This window comes from Larkinella knui (assembly GCF_003858645.1).
Lineage (GTDB): Bacteria > Bacteroidota > Bacteroidia > Cytophagales > Spirosomataceae > Larkinella > Larkinella knui.
The window spans coordinates 1,041,212-1,059,999 of sequence record NZ_RQJP01000002.1; the positions used below are offsets into that span (position 1 = coordinate 1,041,212).

Annotated in this window: 14 protein-coding genes; 10 read left to right on the forward strand and 4 right to left on the reverse strand. The window is 54.9% G+C overall.

From position 1 onward, the window contains the following. Positions 1-181: 181 nt before the first annotated feature. On the forward strand, positions 182-361 hold the full coding sequence (locus tag EHT87_RS13075; protein WP_124907055.1) for a hypothetical protein: 180 nt from the start codon (positions 182-184) through the stop codon (positions 359-361). A gap of 13 nt (positions 362-374) precedes the next feature. Then, entirely contained in the window at positions 375-1,919 is a 1,545-nt protein-coding gene (locus EHT87_RS13080) for a family 43 glycosylhydrolase (RefSeq protein ID WP_124907056.1), read from the forward strand. Between the two features lie 176 nt (positions 1,920-2,095). Here the strand turns inward: EHT87_RS13080 and EHT87_RS13085 are convergent, their stop codons facing one another. Beyond that, positions 2,096-3,556 (reverse strand): GntP family permease, encoded by a 1,461-nt coding sequence (locus EHT87_RS13085; protein ID WP_124907057.1) that lies wholly within the window; start codon positions 3,554-3,556, stop codon positions 2,096-2,098. A 3-nt stretch (positions 3,557-3,559) separates the two neighbouring features. Further along, complete coding sequence (gene denD / locus EHT87_RS13090) at positions 3,560-4,507, reverse strand: D-erythronate dehydrogenase (protein ID WP_124907058.1); 948 nt, start codon at positions 4,505-4,507, stop codon at positions 3,560-3,562. Between the two features lie 121 nt (positions 4,508-4,628). Between denD and EHT87_RS13095 the strand changes: the two genes are divergently transcribed. Further along, on the forward strand, positions 4,629-6,032 hold the full coding sequence (locus tag EHT87_RS13095) for a four-carbon acid sugar kinase family protein (protein ID WP_124907059.1): 1,404 nt from the start codon (positions 4,629-4,631) through the stop codon (positions 6,030-6,032). A gap of 6 nt (positions 6,033-6,038) precedes the next feature. On the opposite strand, the gene EHT87_RS13100 is transcribed toward EHT87_RS13095, so the two are convergent. Then, positions 6,039-6,836, reverse strand: coding sequence for a DoxX family protein (locus tag EHT87_RS13100; protein ID WP_124907060.1), 798 nt, complete (start codon positions 6,834-6,836; stop codon positions 6,039-6,041). 224 nt (positions 6,837-7,060) lie between these two features. Here EHT87_RS13100 and EHT87_RS13105 point away from each other — a divergent pair, with 224 nt between their 5' ends. The 4 genes from EHT87_RS13105 to EHT87_RS13120 all read left to right on the forward strand — a co-directional run bounded on the left by EHT87_RS13105 (position 7,061) and on the right by EHT87_RS13120 (position 12,502). Beyond that, positions 7,061-8,305, forward strand: coding sequence for a sensor histidine kinase (locus EHT87_RS13105; RefSeq protein ID WP_124907061.1), 1,245 nt, complete (start codon positions 7,061-7,063; stop codon positions 8,303-8,305). Continuing rightward, on the forward strand, positions 8,280-9,011 hold the full coding sequence (locus EHT87_RS13110; RefSeq protein ID WP_124907062.1) for a LytR/AlgR family response regulator transcription factor: 732 nt from the start codon (positions 8,280-8,282) through the stop codon (positions 9,009-9,011). The genes EHT87_RS13105 and EHT87_RS13110 overlap by 26 nt, the downstream gene beginning before the upstream one ends. A gap of 124 nt (positions 9,012-9,135) precedes the next feature. Next, complete coding sequence (locus EHT87_RS13115) at positions 9,136-10,599, forward strand: alkaline phosphatase PhoX (RefSeq protein WP_124907063.1); 1,464 nt, start codon at positions 9,136-9,138, stop codon at positions 10,597-10,599. Between the two features lie 67 nt (positions 10,600-10,666). Beyond that, a complete protein-coding gene (locus EHT87_RS13120; protein ID WP_124907064.1) occupies positions 10,667-12,502 on the forward strand; it encodes a cytochrome c peroxidase in 1,836 nt (611 codons plus the stop codon). Positions 12,503-12,594: 92 nt separating this feature from the next. Here EHT87_RS13120 and EHT87_RS13125 read toward each other — a convergent pair whose 3' ends face one another. Continuing rightward, entirely contained in the window at positions 12,595-12,927 is a 333-nt protein-coding gene (locus EHT87_RS13125; RefSeq protein WP_124907065.1) for a hypothetical protein, read from the reverse strand. 275 nt (positions 12,928-13,202) lie between these two features. Between EHT87_RS13125 and EHT87_RS13130 the strand changes: the two genes are divergently transcribed. The 3 genes from EHT87_RS13130 to EHT87_RS13140 all read left to right on the forward strand — a co-directional run bounded on the left by EHT87_RS13130 (position 13,203) and on the right by EHT87_RS13140 (position 18,781). Next, positions 13,203-14,090, forward strand: a complete 888-nt coding sequence (locus EHT87_RS13130; RefSeq protein WP_124907066.1) for an NmrA family NAD(P)-binding protein — start codon at positions 13,203-13,205, stop codon at positions 14,088-14,090. A gap of 433 nt (positions 14,091-14,523) precedes the next feature. After that, entirely contained in the window at positions 14,524-16,770 is a 2,247-nt protein-coding gene (locus tag EHT87_RS13135; RefSeq protein WP_124907067.1) for a monovalent cation:proton antiporter family protein, read from the forward strand. Between the two features lie 238 nt (positions 16,771-17,008). After that, complete coding sequence (locus tag EHT87_RS13140) at positions 17,009-18,781, forward strand: ABC transporter ATP-binding protein (RefSeq protein WP_124907068.1); 1,773 nt, start codon at positions 17,009-17,011, stop codon at positions 18,779-18,781. Positions 18,782-18,788 lie beyond the last annotated feature (7 nt).

Consider the following 18,788-nt stretch of genomic DNA (forward strand, 5'->3'; position numbering starts at 1 on the left):
CCCTGATTACCGGAAAAGACCACCCGTTTGTTGCGCTTTTCCACTGAATACGGAACCGGTTTTCTCCACCCCGGTATTTGTTTGTAGCCGTTGGCTTACTTCTGCCAACAGTTGGCGTCGTGCGTGGTTTGACGGAAAAAAGTTTTTCATCAAGTCGTTGTACGACAAAACCAGCAACCGTATGAATCGATTTGTCAAGTATTACTCACCCCAATCGGGGGGCGGGAACAGTTCAAAAAACCAGAAAGAAGAAGGGAAGGCGGGGAAAGACGGCAGCCAGCAGCGTTCCACGAAGAAGACCACCGAAAAGCCCGACAACGCCAGCGGAGGCACAAAAAAGAACGCTAACAGTGTAGACTAACGGCCCGAAGCCTATGATTACCGTTCGCAAGCTGCTTCACTATGGCGTTGCCTGTTTTGCCTTTCTAACCTGTAAAAGCTCTGCTCCAACGGGCGGGTCAAGCCCGAAGTCAACGCCCATCCCTTCGCCAACGCTGGTGCTGGCGGGCGATTATCCGGACCCTTCAGTAGCCAGAATTGGCAAGGCCTACTGGGCAACGGCAACCTCGTCAAACTGGTTTCCGGCTTTTCCACTGCTGAAGTCAACGGACCTGATTCATTGGGAAACCAAGGGTTTTGTTTTCGAGAAAAAACCCGACTGGGCGGATTTTTATTTCTGGGCACCCGAAATAGCCCCCGAGAAAGGCAAAGTTTATATCTACTACACCGCCCACAAGAAAGACGGCAACCTGTGTGTGGGCGTCGCCAGTGCCAGCAAACCGGAAGGTCCCTACCGCGATCATGGCCCGCTGGTTTGCCAGACCGACGGCTCGATCGATGGTTTTCCCATGCGCGACGAGAATGGCAAGTTGTATCTGGTCTGGAAAGAAGACGGCAACAGCGTCGGCCGGCCGACGCCCATCTGGGCGCAGGCCCTCAACGAAGAACGCACGGCTTTAGTCGGTGAAAAACGCGAGCTTTTCCGCAACGATGCGCCCTGGGAAGCCAATCTGGTGGAGGGCGTATCGATGATCCGGCAAGGCGATTATTTTTATGCAATCTATGCCGCAGCCGGTTGTTGCGGATCGGCCTGCACGTATGGTACCGGCATCGCCCGCGCCAAAAGCCTGCTGGGTCCCTGGGAAAAATACCGGCAGAATCCGGTCCTGGCGGCCGAACCCAGCTGGAAATGCCCGGGACACGGTACGCCCATTGAAAAGGACGGTCGTCATTATTTTTTATACCATGCCTACAGCCAGCAAGGGGGCGTGTTTGTGGGTCGCCAGGCGCTGCTGCGGGAGTTTCGTTTTACCAACGATGGCTGGATTGCCTTCGAGCGCACAGCTAACCCGGCGACCTCCGTGGCCGGTAGTACGAAGGACGATTTTAACGGCTCTGCGCTGTCAACCGCCTGGAATTGGTCGGTGTTCCGGCCACCCGTTGTGCAGGTTCGGCAAGGGCAACTGCAGCTAACCGCCCGGCCCGATCACGTTGGTGCGTACATCGGCCACCGGACGATCTCGCCCAACTACACCGCCCGGACTACGGTAACGCCCGAACAGCCGGGCGCGTGGGCGGGCCTGGCCGTTATCGGTGATGATGAAAATGCCGTGGGTGTAGCCGTGCAAGGGGGCCAGGTCCGCGTCTGGAAACTTGAAAAAGGCAAAGAGCAGGCGCTGGGAACGGCACAAATCGGGAAGGTGCCCCGGGTAACGCTGCTGGCAAAAGTCCAGAACGGCAGCGGTATTTCCTTTTCGTACAGCACCGACGGAAGTTCATTTGTTCCCGTTGGCGAAAGGGCCATCGACGGTTCGTATCTGCCGCCCTGGGACCGGGCGTTGCGCGTGGGCCTTACGGCCAAAGGCACCACCGGCCAGACGGCTCAATTCGACGACTTTACGCTGAACTCCGGTTTATAATGCCCGCTTTTGAATAGGAACACGGATGGGGCGGATTGAACGGATTTACACAGATTAAAAATAAAATCCGTTTTTTGATCCGTTCAATCCGCCCCATCCGTGTTCCTATCATCTCCCTCCAGGAAGCCTGGATGCTGGCTCGATTCCTTATTTTCTTCCTGAGAAAATAGCTCCTTTCATTTGCTGCGCAGCACCAGAACGATGATTCCCAGGCCAGCCAGCGGGATCAGCGGATCAAGCCAGGAACCGCCGGAGCCAAAAGCCAGGTTGATCAGGGCAATCAACACGCCACCAACCGCCCAGGCAAGGCTGGTGGGAATCGACCAGGCCATGATCTGCTGGTTCACCTCCACAAGGCCCATCATCCGGTTGACGACCCAAAACAGACTATCGTTAAAGTAACTAAAGAAGAATGAACCGATCACGGCAGCCTGCGCGGCAAATACCATATTCATTCCGGGAACCTGAGCCAGAATCGGTGCCGTAATGGAAGCAGACGTGATCATGGCAACCGTACCGGAACCTTGAATCAGACGAATGACCGTGGCAACCAGAAACGGGATCATGAGGGGCGAAAACGGAAGTTTGGCGATCAGGGCCGCCAGTTGCGTGCCGGTACCGGTTTCCCGGACTACAAATCCCAGGGCTCCGCCCGCGCCGGTTACCATCAGAATGATGCCTGCGGATTGAAGTCCCTCTTCCAACCGGGCCGACGTTTCGTGCCGGTCAAGATAAGGCACCAGGGCGTAAACGGCAAGTAACGTACTGATACAGAGAGCAATTATAGGCGTCCCAGCAAACAGGAGTACCTGGGCAGCCAGTGCTAAAACCGGTGAATCACTGCCCGTAGGTAACGAAAACAGGGTCAGCACGGCTTTGCTAATGATGAGCAGGATTGGCACAACGATGGGGAGCAAAGACCGCGACAGGGGCGGCAGGGGGCGGGCGGTTTTTTCGTTGCCATTGGCAGCGTCAATCGGCTTCAGGCTTTCAGCGGGGAGCGTTTTTTCAGGAAAACCGGGATACTTTTTCCCCAGCCACCGGGCGTAGACAACGAACGCAATCGTGCAGGGAATGGCCAGTACCATCCCCAGCAACATCATTACCCCAAGGTCTACGCCAAACAATCCGGCGACCCCCAGCGGGCCGGGTGTTGGCGGAACCATGGTGTGCGTCACAACCAGTCCACCGGCCAGCGCAACCCCCAGCGTCAGCAACGAGCGGTTTCCCTTTTGAGCCAGGGCTTTGGCGATGGGAAACAAGATGACAAAAGCCGAATCGGCAAAGATGGGAATGCTGATAAGATACCCGGTCATGGCCAGCGCCCATTCTTCTTTGCGACGACCCAGCCACCGGATAAACGAGTAGGCGATCTGTTCCGCAGCCCCGGAAACTTCCAGAATCCGGCCCATCATCACGCCCAGACCAATGCTAATACCGATGGTGCCCAGCGTGGCTCCGAAGCCTTTGGTGACGGCATCGAGGGTTTCCGTAACCGACAACCCGCCCGTTAGCCCGGCGATGCAGGCGGCTGTGATCATCGCAATCAGCGGATGTACTTTGGTACGCAACACCAGGAAAATAAGAACAAAAACCGCAACGGTCAAACCCAGGATGGGCACGGAAAGGATAGACATGCGTTACGCCGGGTTCTGGGCGATAAATTGCGTGATAAACTGGTCAAAATGCGTGTCAACCGTAAAGCCAAGGTGCAGGGCCCGGGTAGTGTCAACGGCTCCGGGCCAACTGCTTACCAGGGTGTTGATGGCGGGATCGGGCCTGAATTCTACCCGCTCCCGGGTTCTTCGGTCCGTAACCCGTTCCAGCGAATCCAGCATTTCCTGGACGGTTACTTCAATGCCCGGCAGGTTCACCGTGCGCCATTCGCCGAAGGCCGCGGCTTCCAGCGTCGCTCCTTTGATCAAATTTTGAATAATGGTATCCGGGCTGGATACCAGGACTTTAAGTTCAGGGGATACCGGACAGATCGCCGTTTCGCCGTTGATGGGTTCCCGAATAATACTGCTCACAAACGAGGAAGCTGCCTGGTTTGGCCGGCCGGGCCGAACGCAGATCGTTGGCAAACGCAATACCCGCCCATCGACCAGGCCTTTCCGGCTGTAGTCATTGACCAGCAACTCAACCATGGCTTTCTGGGCACCGTAGGACGAATGGGGCGTCACGGCGGTCGTATCCGTGACGACGGCGGGTAGCTTACCGCCATAGACGGCGAAGGAACTGGCAAATACAAACCGGATGCCCGGATGCTGATGACGGCAGGCTTCCAGCAGGTGCCGGCTCACATCGAGGTTCACTTTCCAGCCCAGGTCAAATTCTTTTTCGGCGTGACTGCTCACCACCGCGGCCAGATGAAAAACGATCCCGGTTTGAGCCGTGATGATGGCTTGGGCCGCCCCCTCTTCCGAAAGGTCCGTCTGCTGGCAGCGCACCCGGTCGTCAGGTCCCGGATTGGGAGGCATCACCACATCGACCAGCAGTAACTCATCAAAGGCCAGCGAACTGGTCAGGATCGCTTTTGCCAGCCGCTGGCCCAGAAAACCGGCTCCACCCGTTATAATTAGTTGCATGGGTTTAAGGATTTATGAAGTAGTTTTAAACGCAAAACGCCTGTTTATTCCCGTAAAGAGTCCTGCTTCGACCGGTTTCTACTGTAACCGGAGTTCATTTGGGTTCCTAAAAGTGTATCAAATGCGTGAGAATGTGATTCGGAAAATGGAGCAACTCCCTCCCGATTACCCGGAAGATCTGCTGGCTTCCATTCGCGAAGTATTTAGCCAGAGCGAAAAAACCATCGTGGTGCTCGACGATGACCCGACCGGCACCCAAACCAGTTCTGGCGTCACCGTGCTTACGTCGTGGCGGGTGGCACTCATTACGGAAGAGTTGAAAAAAAAGCCGTCTATTCTGTTTATTCTCACCAATTCGCGAAGTCTGCCGGAGCGGGAAGCGGTTCACATTACCCGGGAAATTGGAAAAAATGTTAACCAGGCGGCCACCGACAGCGGGCGGGAGATCGTGGTGATCAGCCGAAGCGATTCCACCCTGCGCGGGCATTTTCCGGCCGAAGTGGATGCGATTGCGGAGACACTGGGCATGAAAGACGCCGTCATTGTTTTCATACCGGCTTTTCTGGAAGGCGGTAGGTTAACGATTGGCGATGTGCATTATTTACTTGAAAACCAGCAACTCATACCGGTTTCGGAAACACCGTTTGCCCGCGATGTGGTGTTTGGTTACCAAAATTCGAATCTGAAACAGTGGGTGGAAGAAAAAACCGGGGGCCGCATCCGGGCCTCGGACGTGAACGCGCTGTCGATTGAAGACATCCGGCTTGGCGGCCCCTCGGCGGTGAGTGCGAAACTGAAAGCCTGTCCGGCGGGGGCCGTTTGTGTGGTCAATGCCGCCAGTTACCGGGATCTCGAAGTGGTGGTTATGGGCCTGCTGCTGGCGGAGGAGTCCGGGCAGAAATTCCTCTATCGCAGCTCGGCCACGCTGGTTCCGATCCGGGCGGGGCTGGAATCAGGCCAACGTTTCACTCCCGACAAAGCGCAGGTGGCTTCGGCCCATGGATCACTCGTGGTGGTCGGCTCCCATGTGCCCAAAACGACGAGCCAGCTTACCTGGCTGTTGGAAAAAGTCCCCTGCCAGTCCATTGAGGTGAACGTCGCGGAGCTTCTCGCTGCCGCCGAAACCGAGACTCAGTCCCAAACCATCCGCCAGCAAACCGATCAATGGCTGGCGGCCGGAACGAATGTGGTGATTTACACCAGTCGGCGGCTCGAAGTGGGGGTTGATTCAGAAAGTAGCCTGGCGATCAATGCCGCCGTATCCGGTTTTCTGGTCAGCCTTGTGCAAGGGCTCACCGTACGGCCGAAGTTTCTGCTGGCTAAAGGCGGGATTACGGCCAGCGACCTGGCCTCAAAGGGGCTTTCGGCCGAAACGGCTCTCGTGCTGGGTGCCGTTATTCCCGGTGTTCCGGTCTGGCAGCTGGATGCAAAAAGTAAATTCCCGGGCCTGACTTACGTTGTTTTTCCGGGCAATGTGGGCGATCAGACGTCGCTGGAAACGGTGTGCCGGACGTTGGAGCCGTAACCCGGTTTACAGTCGCGTGGAAGACCGTGCGCCGGTACGAACAATGCTGGTTTTCAGCCCGTTGAAGCCCGCCATCATGAAGGCGATGCCGCTCATGGCCAATGCCACCAAAAGGCTGGTCAATTCGGGTTCGGCGTGGGGATGGCCCACCACCCGGGGGGCGTGCAAGACCAGTACCCACAGCAGAAACATCGTCCCCAGCAAAAGGCTCGACAGGTTCCGCTGCCAGTTTAAAGACAGACTGATTGCCGTTCCAATAAAAGCCACACCCACAAAATAGGCCCAGAATAAAGGAGCGGCTATCCACGACGGAATCAGCGTTGCGATGTAGCGGGCATAGATAAAATGAAGAATACCAAAAATCACGAGCGAAACGGCGAACAGAAACTGCCCGGCCGTTATCCGATCGAACCGGTAGTGCTGAGGGGTCGACAAAGACTCCGGCAACAACCCGGAGGCATAGAAAGCGCCCCCGCTAAAAGCCATCAGTTCAGCGATGATGGTCCAGACCTGGCCGTTGAACAGGTGGGGAATAAGGGCTGGAACATGGAGATAAAGCGTTAACAACAGAAAAAGCACGCCCAGCCCGAATGCGGTAATAGCGGCTTTTCGCAGCAAACCGATGCTCAGACCAGCCATCAGAAAAGCTATTCCCAAAGCCATAACTACCACGAACCGGCCGGGAAAATGGGCCGGAAACGGGAATAAAGCCGCCGGAAAATTGCCCCGCACCAGGTGTTCGATTCCCAGCGAAGCGATAGCGACGGCGAACAGGATTCGACCTGCTGTAACTTTCCAATTCATCGGTTTGGACGGAGTCATTGGTTCGATTAACTTTAGAAAACACGCTTTGCGGGCTCTACCCGCCGGAAGTTCATCTCACAGGTTTCGGTTTGAAAAAACCGGTCAATCGCCCAAACAAAAAAGCATGGGGCCTATTCTTCGTTAGTCAGGCAGTCGTAAATATGGATACCCCGGCGGAGCTTGCCAACGAAGCGGGACCGACGACTTGATGCCGTTGACAGACGATGAAACGGGACGTACCAACCGCTTCGTCAGGTGGGTACGAACGCTGGTCATACGCCATCCGGCGTTCGTCGGCTCACCCCGCGCAACGCCCCTGGACCGTCGAGTTAATTAGCTACTTTTTCGATACTTTTGGTGGACCAGTTCGTATGCGTATGCTCCGCGCTCAGCCATCGGTTTATCGGGAAATCAGGATCCACGTGGTGGCCTGGCTGTGCTACCTTGTTATTCAGGTGCTGGCGCTGGACAAATTTGAACACCGGCACGCGGAAAACCTGCTGTCGGCCCTCGCGCAGTTACCGGCGCAACTGCTGTTTACGTATACGATGCTGTATGGGCTCATTCCGGCCTATTTGTTGACCCAGCAATACATTCGGTTTAGCCTGCTGACGCTGGCCACCTTGTTGCTGGGCGGTTTTCTCTATTGGGAAGGCTCGTATTACTTATACCTGGTCCCTTTCGAGCCTGCCCGGCTGGCACTGGAAACCCCTTGGGACCCAGGCCGTATCCTGCTGTGTGCCTTCTACTTACTCTGCACCAGCGGCCTGCTGATCGGCTTCCACATGATCCGTTTTGGTTTCCGCCAGCAGCGGTTGAATCAGCAACTCGTCATTGCCAATCAAAGCATTGAATTGAAATCGCTGAAGGACCAGATCAACCCCCACTTTCTGTTCAACACGCTCAATAACCTCTACGGCCTTACCAGTCAGGATTCCCAAAAAGCGGGCGAAGTGGTGATGCGACTGGCCCAGTTGATGCAGTATATGCTTTACGAAGGCAATCGGACGCGGGTTCCGTTGTGCAAAGAGATGGAGTATCTGCAAAATTACCTGGCCCTGGAGCGCATTCGCTACGGCGATCGGCTGCACCTGTCCTGGCAAGTCAAGGGCGCCACCGAATCCGTTTATATTGCCCCGCTTATTCTGCTGCCGTTCGTCGAAAATGCGTTTAAACACGGGGTAAGCCGCCAGTTGGATGACGCCTGGATTCAGATTCAACTCACGGTAGGGCCGGACGACCTGATTTTCAAAGTCGAAAATAGTAAGCCTGACGGAAGCAACCAGACACCGGCAACCGGTATTGGTTTACCCAATATTGCCAAACGACTGCAATTGATCTACCCCGACCGCCATCAGCTTCGGCACCTCAATGGCACCGGAACGTATTTAGTGACCCTGAAACTGGAGTTGACGAGCGCTGATTTTAAACCGGCGAAAAACTATGAAGATCCGCTGTTTGCTGGTTGATGATGAACCGATTGCCCTGAATGTGCTGGCCTCGTATGTTCGGCAGGTCGAGACCCTGGAACTGGTTGGCCAGTGCCGTTCGGCGGTGGAAGCCTTTACGCTGCTGCAAAGCAAACCGGTCGATCTGCTGTTTCTGGATATTCAGATGCCCCAGCTCTCCGGTCTGGACTTGCTGCGCACGCTTCCCAATCCGCCGAAAACCATTATTACCTCGGCCTACCGCGAATACGCGCTGGACGGCTACGAACTGGATGTACTGGATTACCTGATCAAGCCCGTTCCGTTTGAGCGCTTCATGAAAGCCGTGGGGAAAGTATTTACCCACAAAATGCCGGTTCAGCTCCCGAATCCGGTGGTGACTGACGAGCCGTTTCTGTTTGTCAAAGAAGACCGTACGTTAATCCGGATTGGGCTTTGTGATATTGTCTGGCTGGAAAGTTTGCGGGATTACGTCAAGATTGCGACGCTGACCCGGCAGGTAGTTACCCGTCAAACGCTGGGGTATTACCAGGAGTTGCTGCCCGCCGAACAGTTCCTGCGAATTCACCGGTCATTCATGGTGGCGAAAGCTAAAATCGTTTCGATGACCGAAACCCGGATTCAGGTGGTCGGCCAGACGCTGCCCATCGGCCGGTATTACAAACCGCAGGTCTTCGATCAGTTGCAGGTTCGGGATCTGCTGCGACCTACCAGTGAACGTTGCTGAAGTTTACGGTTATGTTAACTCCGGTGACACCGACTTCTCCAAGGCTTTACGTTCCGGTAATCGTCGAGTAACAGTCTAGCGGGTTCTTTGTGATCGATTATTCAGCTCACATAGCATCTGATTCATGAAAATTTCTCCACTCCGCTTTTCCGGCAAAGCTACGGCCCTGGTTGCTCTGGCTCTCTACGGTTGTACGCTCCAGGACCACATTCAGCAGCCGTCGGAGGCCGATCTGAAAAGTCGTTCGGTTACGCCTGTTCTGGTCAAAAAGCTGTCAGGTTTCGAAAATCTGGACGTTTTTGCCCTGCTTAGCTCCGACGACAAACTGGACCAGTCGCCCAATTACATTTTCGGCGGGTCGGCCGATGGCGCCGGGTTGTTAAAAAATAACGACAACACCTACACCATGCTGGTCAACAATGAAGACAACTTTGCCGTATCCCGGCTGACCTTCGACCAAACGTTTAAGCCCGTCAAAGGGGAATACCTGCTCAATTCCGACGGTGCCCAGTGGCGGCTGTGTTCGGCCACGATGGCGACGCCCGCCGAACACGGTTTTGGTCCGTTGTTTCTAACCTGCGGAGAAAGTGGTGAAGAATCGCGCATTCACGCCCTGAATCCGTACGGCGACCCCTCTTCGGCCGGCGTCACGAAAGAAAAACCGGCCTTGGGTCGTCAGAGCGCCGAAAATGCCGTTCCGCTGCCCAAAACCGCCTTTCCGGGCAAAACCGTTATTGTCATCGGTGATGACGACAGCGCCATTTACGGCGGTCAGATTCTGGTCTACATCAGCAATACCGTGGGTGATCTCGACAACGGCAGCTATTACATCATGCGCCGGAAAGACCTGAATCAAAAGGAAATGGCCATAAAAACCGGCGAATTCCACGACGTGGAATTTGTCAAAATCGACAACCAGGCTACCTTGACGGGGTTGCAGATCAATCAGAAAGTGGACGACGTAAAAGCCATCAAATTTGGCCGCGTCGAGGATGTCGATTACCGCAAAGGCGGTGGCGCAAATGGTCGTGAGGTTTATTTTACCGTAACAGGACAAAATAATACCGGGGTCAACGCCGATTATTCCCGCTCCAAATACGGACGCATTTACCGCCTGACGCTGGATGCCGCCGATCCGACCAAAGGAAAGCTCGAACTCCTGATCGACGGCGACGACCGCAACGGGATTGCCAAACAGTTTCAGGACCCGGACAATATTCTGGTGACGGAAAACTACGCCTACATCCAGGAGGACCCCAATGGCTACGGCGACGAAACCCACGACGCCTACATCTACCAGTATAACCTGACTACCGGCGCTTTAAAACCGGTATTTGAACTGGACCATCGCCGAAATCAGGCCGATGCGGCCAAATATAACGTTGGCGGTACGTCAAAATTCGGAGACTGGGAAAGTAGCGGCATCATCGACATCTCCGACATCATCGGTATTCCCAACACCTTTGTTTTTGGCGTTCAGGCGCACACCTGGACCGACGATAAATACAAGGGCGTCGATGGCGGTTCGAAACGAACCAGCGAGAAGCAGGCCAGCCAGTTGGTGATCGTCAAAGGTCTTCCGCGTTAATCTTCCTCATTTCCTTTAACCACTTCCTGCCGGCGCAATCCGGCAGGATTTTTTCATCTACTCCACGATGAAACGGATTCTGTTTCTGGGTACGGCAGCCCTGTTGTTGCTGGCGACTTATTTTGGTTTTCGGCAGCTGAAACAACCGGTTCTGACGCCGGTTGAGCAGGTTCAGGCGCGGTTTCTGCGCGATGTTGCTTTGCTGGATTCCGCCACCCGCCTGCTGCAAACCGCCGTTGCGAATGGCAACGCCGAAACCCGCCAAACCGCTTTTCGCCGGGCGCGTCTGAGCTGGAAACGGGTGGAGTGGCTGACCGAATATTATTTCCCGGCAACGGCCAAAGCCATCAACGGCGCTGCCGTGCCGGAATATGAGGAATCGGATGCCAAAACGATTGAGCCCGAAGGTTTTCAGGTAATCGAACCGCTGCTTTTTCCCGCTCCTGATCCGGAACAACACGAACAACTCGTGGCGCAAACGGCTATTCTGGCCTCCAACGTCAAACGGCTGACCATCGTGGCCCGGAACAATCCGACCACCGACGCCCATCTCTTTGATGCGCTTCGGCTGGAAGTGTTTCGGATCATCAGTCTGGGAATCACCGGTTTTGATTCGCCCGTTGCGCAATATTCACTTCCCGAAACCGCAGCGGCTCTGGAAAGCCTCGAACAGTATCTGGCCTTTTACCGGCCGGAGCTACAGGCCCGGAATGGGCGGGTCGCGGATGCGCTGCAAACGATTTTTCAACGCGCTCAAAAGCAATTGAAGTCCGATTCGGGGCCGGAGGCATTCAATCGATTTGATCGGCTGGCCTTTATTACCGAAATCGCCAATCCGATCAGCGGGCTTCTTCTGGATGCCCAGAATGCACTGGAAATCAAGCCCTTTCGAGAATCGCGCGGACTGCGTTCCGACGCGCGGACGCTTTTTTCGGCCAACGTCTTTGACGCCAGTCATTATGCCCCCGGCACGGATTACCGGGCGACACCCCACCGGATTGCGCTGGGAAAAATGCTCTTTGCCGACCCGGTTTTGTCCGGAAACGGGAGCCGGGCCTGCATCAGTTGCCACCAGCCCGAGCGGGCTTTTACCGACGCCATGCCCCGCAACCGGACCCTCGACGGCGGCAAGTCGGTTTTACGCAACACGCCAACGCTCTGGAACGTCGGACTGCAACGCGCTTTGTTTGCCGATTCGCGGGTCACGTTTCTGGAAGATCAGGCAACCGACGTCGTTACCAGCCCGGATGAAATGCACGGATCTTTTGAAAAAGTTGCGGACAAGCTGAAGGCCAATCCGGCGTATGCGAAGCCGTTTGCCGCTGCCTACGCCGATGGTATCACGTCTTTCAACATCCGCAACGCCCTGGCCAGTTACGAGCGGTCGCTGGTGAGTCTCAACAGCCGGTTCGACCAGTACGTTCGGGGCGAAAAAGGTGCCCTGGATGCGCAGGAAATCCGGGGATTCAATCTGTTTGCCGGAAAAGCAAAATGCGCCACCTGCCACTTTCTACCGCTGACCAACGGGCTGGTCCCACCCCATTTTGAAAAAAGCGAAAGTGAGAACCTGGGCGTTCCGCAACGGGTAGTCTGGAAAAAAGCCACGCTGGATTCCGATCCGGGAAAAATCAATCATACCGGGGGCAAAATTCACCGGAGTTCATTTAAAACGCCCACCGTGCGCAATGTGGCCTTGACGGCACCCTACATGCACAACGGTGCGTTTCGAACCCTGGAAGAAGTCATTGATTTTTATGATCGGGGGGGTGGAAAAGGAATCGGCATTACGCAGGAAAACCAGACGCTGCCCGAAGACCCGCTTCGGTTAGATCAATCGGAAAAAGCCGCGCTGGTCGCCTTTCTGAAAGCCCTGAGCGATTCAAAACCGTTCGGGAATCCGTAATTACTCGTCGGATGCCCGGTTTCACCCGACCAGCCAATCATAGCCGGGCGATTGGGGATACTGGCCCACACGTTGGGCCCAGTCGGAAGTCCTCATTGCTTGGTGAGCACCATCAACCCGCCATTCGTTTGACTGGCACCATTGCCCCACGTACCTTCCAGCTTGTTGAAGTCCTCTTTAATATCGCAGCGAAACGAAAAAGTGGTGCCCGTACGGACGTAGGTTGCCGTAATGACGTTGCCTGATACATTGAAAGTTCCCATTCGGTCGCTTCCCTGCAAAGCCCCGCTGCTTGTGAGTATCATGGTATCCCAGGTAATGTTGGGAACCGTAGTAGCGTTGGTGCTGTATTTTCCAATCCAACTGCCAACCACGGAACCCGGTGCAGGATCGTCATTCTGTTTGCAGGAACTGGCTACGGCCATAGGGATCAGAAAAAGTAACAACAGAGACCAATGCCTGGTAAACGATGCGGTGTACATTTTGCGTAGATTTTAGTGTTGGTGCTATGAAACGGAGTTTAAATTTATCAATAAAACCCGGCCCAATCAATAACCCATTACACCACTTCCGGTTAACGCGACAGGATTGATTTAAATAAACTACTCTACGCCCAAATAACGGTTTTGACTACAACAAGAATCGATTCGGTTACGTAGGCTTCTTCGTTGCTGCGGATCTTTGTAAAAAAAGCAGAACGATGAAAATTATAATCACAGGTTCAGTAGGACACATCAGCAAGCCGCTGGCAAAGGCGTTGGTGCAAAACGGTCATACCGTTGCGGTAATCAGCAGCAACCCCGAAAAACAAAAAGACATTGAAGCCCTGGGGGCTACTGCGGCCATTGGCTCTCTGGAAGACGTTGATTTTCTGACGACTACGTTGGCCGGTGCCGATGCCGTGTATTGTATGGTTCCGCCCAAGTACACCGAACCCGATTTGAGAGCGTATTACCGGCGGATAGGCCGCAACTATGCGTCGGCCATCAGGCAGACGGGTACAAAGCGGGTGGTCAATCTGAGCAGCTACGGCGCAGACTTGGACAAAGGCACCGGGATTATTCTGGGGGCTCACGATGTGGAAGGCCTGTTGAATGAACTGCCGGAGGCAGCCATTACGCATTTGCGCCCCACGTATTTCTACTACAATCTGTACAATTTCGTCGACATGATAAAGACGCTGGGCTTCATTGGTGCCAACTACGGTGGGGATGACCGACTTGTCATGGTTGACCCCGCCGACATTGCCGCTGTGGTTGCCGAAGAGCTGACCAGACCGGCCAGCGGCCAGACGGTTCGCTACATAGCGAGCGACGAGCGCACGGCCAGCGAAACCGCCCGGTGCCTGGGCGAGGCCATTGGCAAGCCGGATTTAAAATGGGTCCTTTTTACCGATGAACAGGTCCGAAGCCGGATGGAAGCGAATGGCATGTCGGCACAGTTTGCCGCCGACTTTGCGGATCTGGGGGCCAGCATTCACAGTGGCGCAATGCGGCAGGATTATGACCGGCATCAGCCCACGGATATAGGGAAGGTGAAACTGGAAGATTTTGCAAAAGAATTTGCCGCGACTTATTCTAAAGCCTAACCGTTCCTGTGCCGGAAGAGGCCGCAGAACGGCCTCTTCCGGTTTTTACTTTTGTGTCGAGCAGCCGTCTAAAGCTCCTTTTTCAAACATAAAAAATCGACAGCCCATTTAACGGTAAATGAAATGGCCTGTTTGAGCATTCCCAGTCCTTCAGCACGTTAGTCAAAACCAGTCGGGCAAAGTACCGCACCCCAAAAGGCCAACCCGTTTTCCATCGACCGACAGAGCCGGGTCAGGCATCGGAAAGAGGACGTTTAGCCGACTGCGTGTGCGTTCCGGAACGGTCGTACGACCAAGAAATTTTCGATGGTTAACCCGTGTATCCATCCGATTCGAGCTAAAAAGGTAGTATTATTGTAGGAATACCAAAATTTTTGGTTTGTCGGGCGCCTGTTTCAGCGGGAAGTCGATACGTTTCCGATTTTATCTCAATATGGCGCATTTACCAAACCTGATCATCGATCTGGCTATCATTTTGGGGACGGCAGCCATAACGACGCTTCTTTTTAAATGGCTTAAACAACCCCTCGTTCTGGGGTATATTCTGGCTGGAGTGCTCGTTGGGCCGAAGTTTTCGCTGTTCCCGACCATTTCCGACCCGGCCACCATTCGCATCTGGGCCGACATCGGCGTCATTGTGCTGCTGTTCAGCCTCGGACTGGAATTTAATATCAAAAAACTCGTCAAAGTTGGCGGCACGGCGTCCATGACGGGAGTGATCGAAATCTCGGCGATGATTCTCCTCGGCTACCTCACCGGCGTCTGCCTGGGCTGGTCGACGATGGACAGCATTTTTCTGGGCGGTATCGTCTGCATTTCCTCCACCACCATCATCATTCGGGCCTTCGACGAACTGGGCATCAAAACCCAGCAGTTTGCCGGTATTGTGTTCGGCATTCTCGTCATCGAAGACATCGTGGCGGTTTTGCTGCTCGTGCTGCTCTCTACCCTGGCCGTCAGCAAGCAGTTTTTCAGTGCCGAAATGCTGGTGGCTATCATGAAACTAGGGTTCTTTCTGGTCATCTGGTTTTTAGGCGGTATTTTTCTGGTTCCCTCTTTTCTGCGCAGCAGCCGCAAATTCATCACCGACGAAACCCTGCTGATCATCTCCCTGGCCCTGTGTCTGCTCATGGTCGTTGTCGCCACCAGCGTCGGTTTTTCTCCGGCTTTGGGGGCTTTCATCATGGGCTCCATTCTGGCCGGAACCATTTATGCCGAACGGATCGAAACCCTGCTGACGTCCATCAAAGACCTGTTTGGGGCGGTATTTTTTGTCTCGGTCGGCATGCTGATCGACCCGGCCCTGCTGATCGAATATGCCGGTCCGATTGCCCTGATCACGGCGGTCGTCATTCTGGGAAAAGCCTTCATGGTCACCTTCGGGGCGCTGGTGGTCGGGCAGCCGCTGAAGCAGTCGATTCAAACCGGCCTGAGTCTGGCTCAGATCGGTGAGTTTTCGTTCATTATCGCCACGCTGGGCCTGAATCTGAAAGTCACCAGCGGTTTTCTGTATCCCATTGCCGTTGCCGTTTCGGCCCTGACCGCTTTCACAACGCCCTACATGATCAAGGCTTCCGGCCCGCTCTGTACGTGGGTGGAGAGCAAACTGAGTCCGCGAACCCGGTTATTTCTGACCAGCTACAGTTCCGGAGCGCAAACCATCGGCAGCGTCAGCGACTGGTACCGATTGCTGCGCGAACATCTCCAGGTCATGATCGTCAATACCGCCGTTATTCTGGGCATCATTCTGCTCGCATCCCGCTGGCTGATGCCCCTTCTTCTGGAAGAACTCGCCGAAAACTGGGCTACGGTTCTGACCGGTTTTCTGTCGTTCATCCTGATCACGCCTTTCCTCTGGGCGCTGGTTCTGAAACGCATCAACCAGCCGGTTTACACCCGGCTCTGGACCGAACGGCGGGCGTATCGCGGCCCGCTGGTAACGCTGGCGATTGCCCGGGGCGTCATCGGTCTGGGGCTGGTTCTGTTGCTGCTGGATCAGTTTTTTTCCATCAAACTCGTGCTCATTGCGCTGGTGATTGTGGTCGGTATCTGGCTGATCGTGGGCAAGCGGCTCCCGCTGATTTATGAGCTGATCGAAAAGCGGTTTTTGATTAACCTCAACGCCCGCCAGATTTACCAGGAAAACCGCATGGGGCGCAATCTGCTGCCGTGGGACGCCCACCTTTCCTATTTTGAAGTCAGCGCCGAATCGCCCGGCGTCGGCTACACCCTCTCCGAACTGGCCCTGCGCGAAAAATACGGCGTGAACGTCATCTCGATTGCCCGGGGCAGCATGACCATGCTGGTGCCGGGCCGGGATGAACGTTTATTTCCCGGAGATAAAATTGCGGTAATTGGAACCGATAAGCAGTTAGAACACTTTATAAGTTTGATAGAGCCCGCAAAAAAAGAAAAGGCTCAGGCAACACCGGCGCAGGAAATATCGCTTCAGAAAATTGCCGTCGATGAATCCTTTCCGTACATCGACCAAAGCATTCGGAATTCCGGCATTCGGGAGAAAACCCAGGGCCTGATTGTGGGCATCGAACGCAACGGAAGCCGGATTCTGAACCCCGACTCGACCACGCGCTTCCTGCCCGGCGATGTCATCTGGCTGGCCGGAAACACGAAACTGATCAAGGAGTTTCAACGGGAAAACCGGTTGCGGAGTGTGAAATAATTTGCGTGAATCGTTTGATTCAACCCCGACGGGGCGTCCTGTTAATAGCTATGTTGCAACTAAGAGATCATCTTAGCCCCGGCAGGGCGTACCAGACGATCCAACCAGGTCACCCCGCCGGGGTTTATAGCCTTTAGCGATCCGGCCTATTAACAGAAAACCCTCCGGGGTAATGCATTGAAGTACAATAACTACCGTTACCAATCAGAACGGCGCATACCAAACTCCATTCAATCCTATGAAATTACTTTACAGCTATTTGCGCAGTTTCTGGCCCCTGCTGATTCTGGCCTTGCTGCTGGCCGCCATCAACCAGATCTTCTCCCTGCTCGATCCGTACATTTTCCGGAAAATCATCGATCAGTACGTTGTCAAACCGGGCTCCGGTATCCAGCGGCTGGACTTTGTGAGCTTCCTGAGCGACGGGGCCGGTTTGTTGATTTTGCAGGCGCTGGGCGTCGCCATGGTGAGCCGGATTGCCAAAAATTTTCAGGATTATTACGTCAATGTCATCACCCAGCGACTGGGCGCCCGGCTGTATTCCGACGGGTTGCGCCACTCGCTCGACCTCCCCTATCAAGTCTTTGAAGACCAGCGTTCGGGCGAGACGCTGGGCAAACTCCAGAAGGTGCGGACGGATGTCGAAAAACTCATTCAGTCGTTTGTCAATGTGCTGTTTACGTCCGTGGTCGGCATTGTGTTCGTGATGTGGTACGCCAGCACGGTGTACTGGCCCATTGCCCCCGCCTACTTTCTGACCATTCCGCTGCTCGGTTTCGTCAGTTCGCTGCTGAGTAAAAAAATCAAAGTCGTTCAGAAAAACATCGTGGCCGAAACCACCTCGCTGGCCGGTTCGACAACCGAAAGTCTGCGCAACATCGAACTGGTGAAAAGCCTCGGGCTGGCCCAGCAGGAAACCGAACGACTGAACGCGACGACCGAAAAAATTCTGCGGCTCGAACTCAAAAAGGTCCGTTACGTCCGCTCGCTGTCGTTCGTACAGGGCACGTTTGTGAACTTGCTGCGGAACGCCATCATGCTGCTCATGCTGTTTCTGGTGGTGCAGCAACGGATTACGGTGGGCGAATTCTTCTCGCTCTTTATTTATTCCTTCGCCATCTTCGGCCCGTTGCAGGAGTTGGGCAACATCATCAATATTTACCGCGAAACGGAAGCTTCATTAGCCAATTTCCAGCAGATTCTCGACACGCCCCGCGACGTCAAACCGGCGCATCCGATCCCGATCAAAAAGATTCAAACGCTGGCCTTCGAAGACGTTCGGTTCAAGCACTTATCAGCCGACAACCCGGCCCTCGACGGTATTTCGTTCGATGTCAAGCTGGGTGAAACCATCGCGTTTGTCGGACCGTCGGGTTCGGGAAAAACCACCCTCGTGAAGTTGCTCGTCGGTTTGTATCCCCCGCTGGCGGGTCGAATTCTGTACAACGACATCCCGAGTTCAGAAGTTGATCTGGACGAATTGCGTGAACAAATCGGCTTTGTAACGCAGGATACGCAGCTTTTTGCCGGAACGATTCGCGAAAACCTGCGCTTTGTGGCACCCGACGCCACCGACGCCGAATGCCTGACGGCGCTCCACCAGGCCGCGGCCGACACGCTGCTGAATCGCGCTCCGCAGGGACTCGATACCGTGATTGGCGAAGGGGGCGTGAAAGTTTCGGGGGGTGAAAAACAGCGGCTGAGCATTGCCCGGGCGTTGCTGCGCCGTCCGACCTTGCTGGTGTTCGACGAGGCCACCTCGGCGCTCGACTCGCTGACGGAAGAAGAAATCGGCAAAACCGTCCGCCAGCTTTCGGGGTCGCGGCAGCATATCACGATTCTGATTGCCCACCGCCTGAGCACGATTCTACACGCCGACCGGATTTTTGTGCTGGAAAAAGGTCACGTCGCCGAACAGGGCCGCCATTCCGATTTGCTGTTGCAGAAAGGGTTGTACTACGCCATGTGGCGGCAACAAATTGGCGAGCGAAAGGAAATGGCCACGGTTTAAACACGCG

What these genes read in the sequence shown, in the direction of transcription:
- EHT87_RS13075 (WP_124907055.1), top strand. Translation starts at nt 182, where the DNA reads ATGAATCGATTTGTCAAGTATTACTCACCCCAATCGGGGGGCGGGAAC.
- EHT87_RS13080 (WP_124907056.1), top strand. Translation starts at nt 375, where the DNA reads ATGATTACCGTTCGCAAGCTGCTTCACTATGGCGTTGCCTGTTTTGCC.
- EHT87_RS13085 (WP_124907057.1), bottom strand. Translation starts at nt 3,556, where the DNA reads ATGTCTATCCTTTCCGTGCCCATCCTGGGTTTGACCGTTGCGGTTTTT.
- denD (WP_124907058.1), bottom strand. Translation starts at nt 4,507, where the DNA reads ATGCAACTAATTATAACGGGTGGAGCCGGTTTTCTGGGCCAGCGGCTG.
- EHT87_RS13095 (WP_124907059.1), top strand. Translation starts at nt 4,629, where the DNA reads ATGCGTGAGAATGTGATTCGGAAAATGGAGCAACTCCCTCCCGATTAC.
- EHT87_RS13100 (WP_124907060.1), bottom strand. Translation starts at nt 6,836, where the DNA reads ATGAATTGGAAAGTTACAGCAGGTCGAATCCTGTTCGCCGTCGCTATC.
- EHT87_RS13105 (WP_124907061.1), top strand. Translation starts at nt 7,061, where the DNA reads ATGAAACGGGACGTACCAACCGCTTCGTCAGGTGGGTACGAACGCTGG.
- EHT87_RS13110 (WP_124907062.1), top strand. Translation starts at nt 8,280, where the DNA reads ATGAAGATCCGCTGTTTGCTGGTTGATGATGAACCGATTGCCCTGAAT.
- EHT87_RS13115 (WP_124907063.1), top strand. Translation starts at nt 9,136, where the DNA reads ATGAAAATTTCTCCACTCCGCTTTTCCGGCAAAGCTACGGCCCTGGTT.
- EHT87_RS13120 (WP_124907064.1), top strand. Translation starts at nt 10,667, where the DNA reads ATGAAACGGATTCTGTTTCTGGGTACGGCAGCCCTGTTGTTGCTGGCG.
- EHT87_RS13125 (WP_124907065.1), bottom strand. Translation starts at nt 12,927, where the DNA reads ATGGCCGTAGCCAGTTCCTGCAAACAGAATGACGATCCTGCACCGGGT.
- EHT87_RS13130 (WP_124907066.1), top strand. Translation starts at nt 13,203, where the DNA reads ATGAAAATTATAATCACAGGTTCAGTAGGACACATCAGCAAGCCGCTG.
- EHT87_RS13135 (WP_124907067.1), top strand. Translation starts at nt 14,524, where the DNA reads ATGGCGCATTTACCAAACCTGATCATCGATCTGGCTATCATTTTGGGG.
- EHT87_RS13140 (WP_124907068.1), top strand. Translation starts at nt 17,009, where the DNA reads ATGAAATTACTTTACAGCTATTTGCGCAGTTTCTGGCCCCTGCTGATT.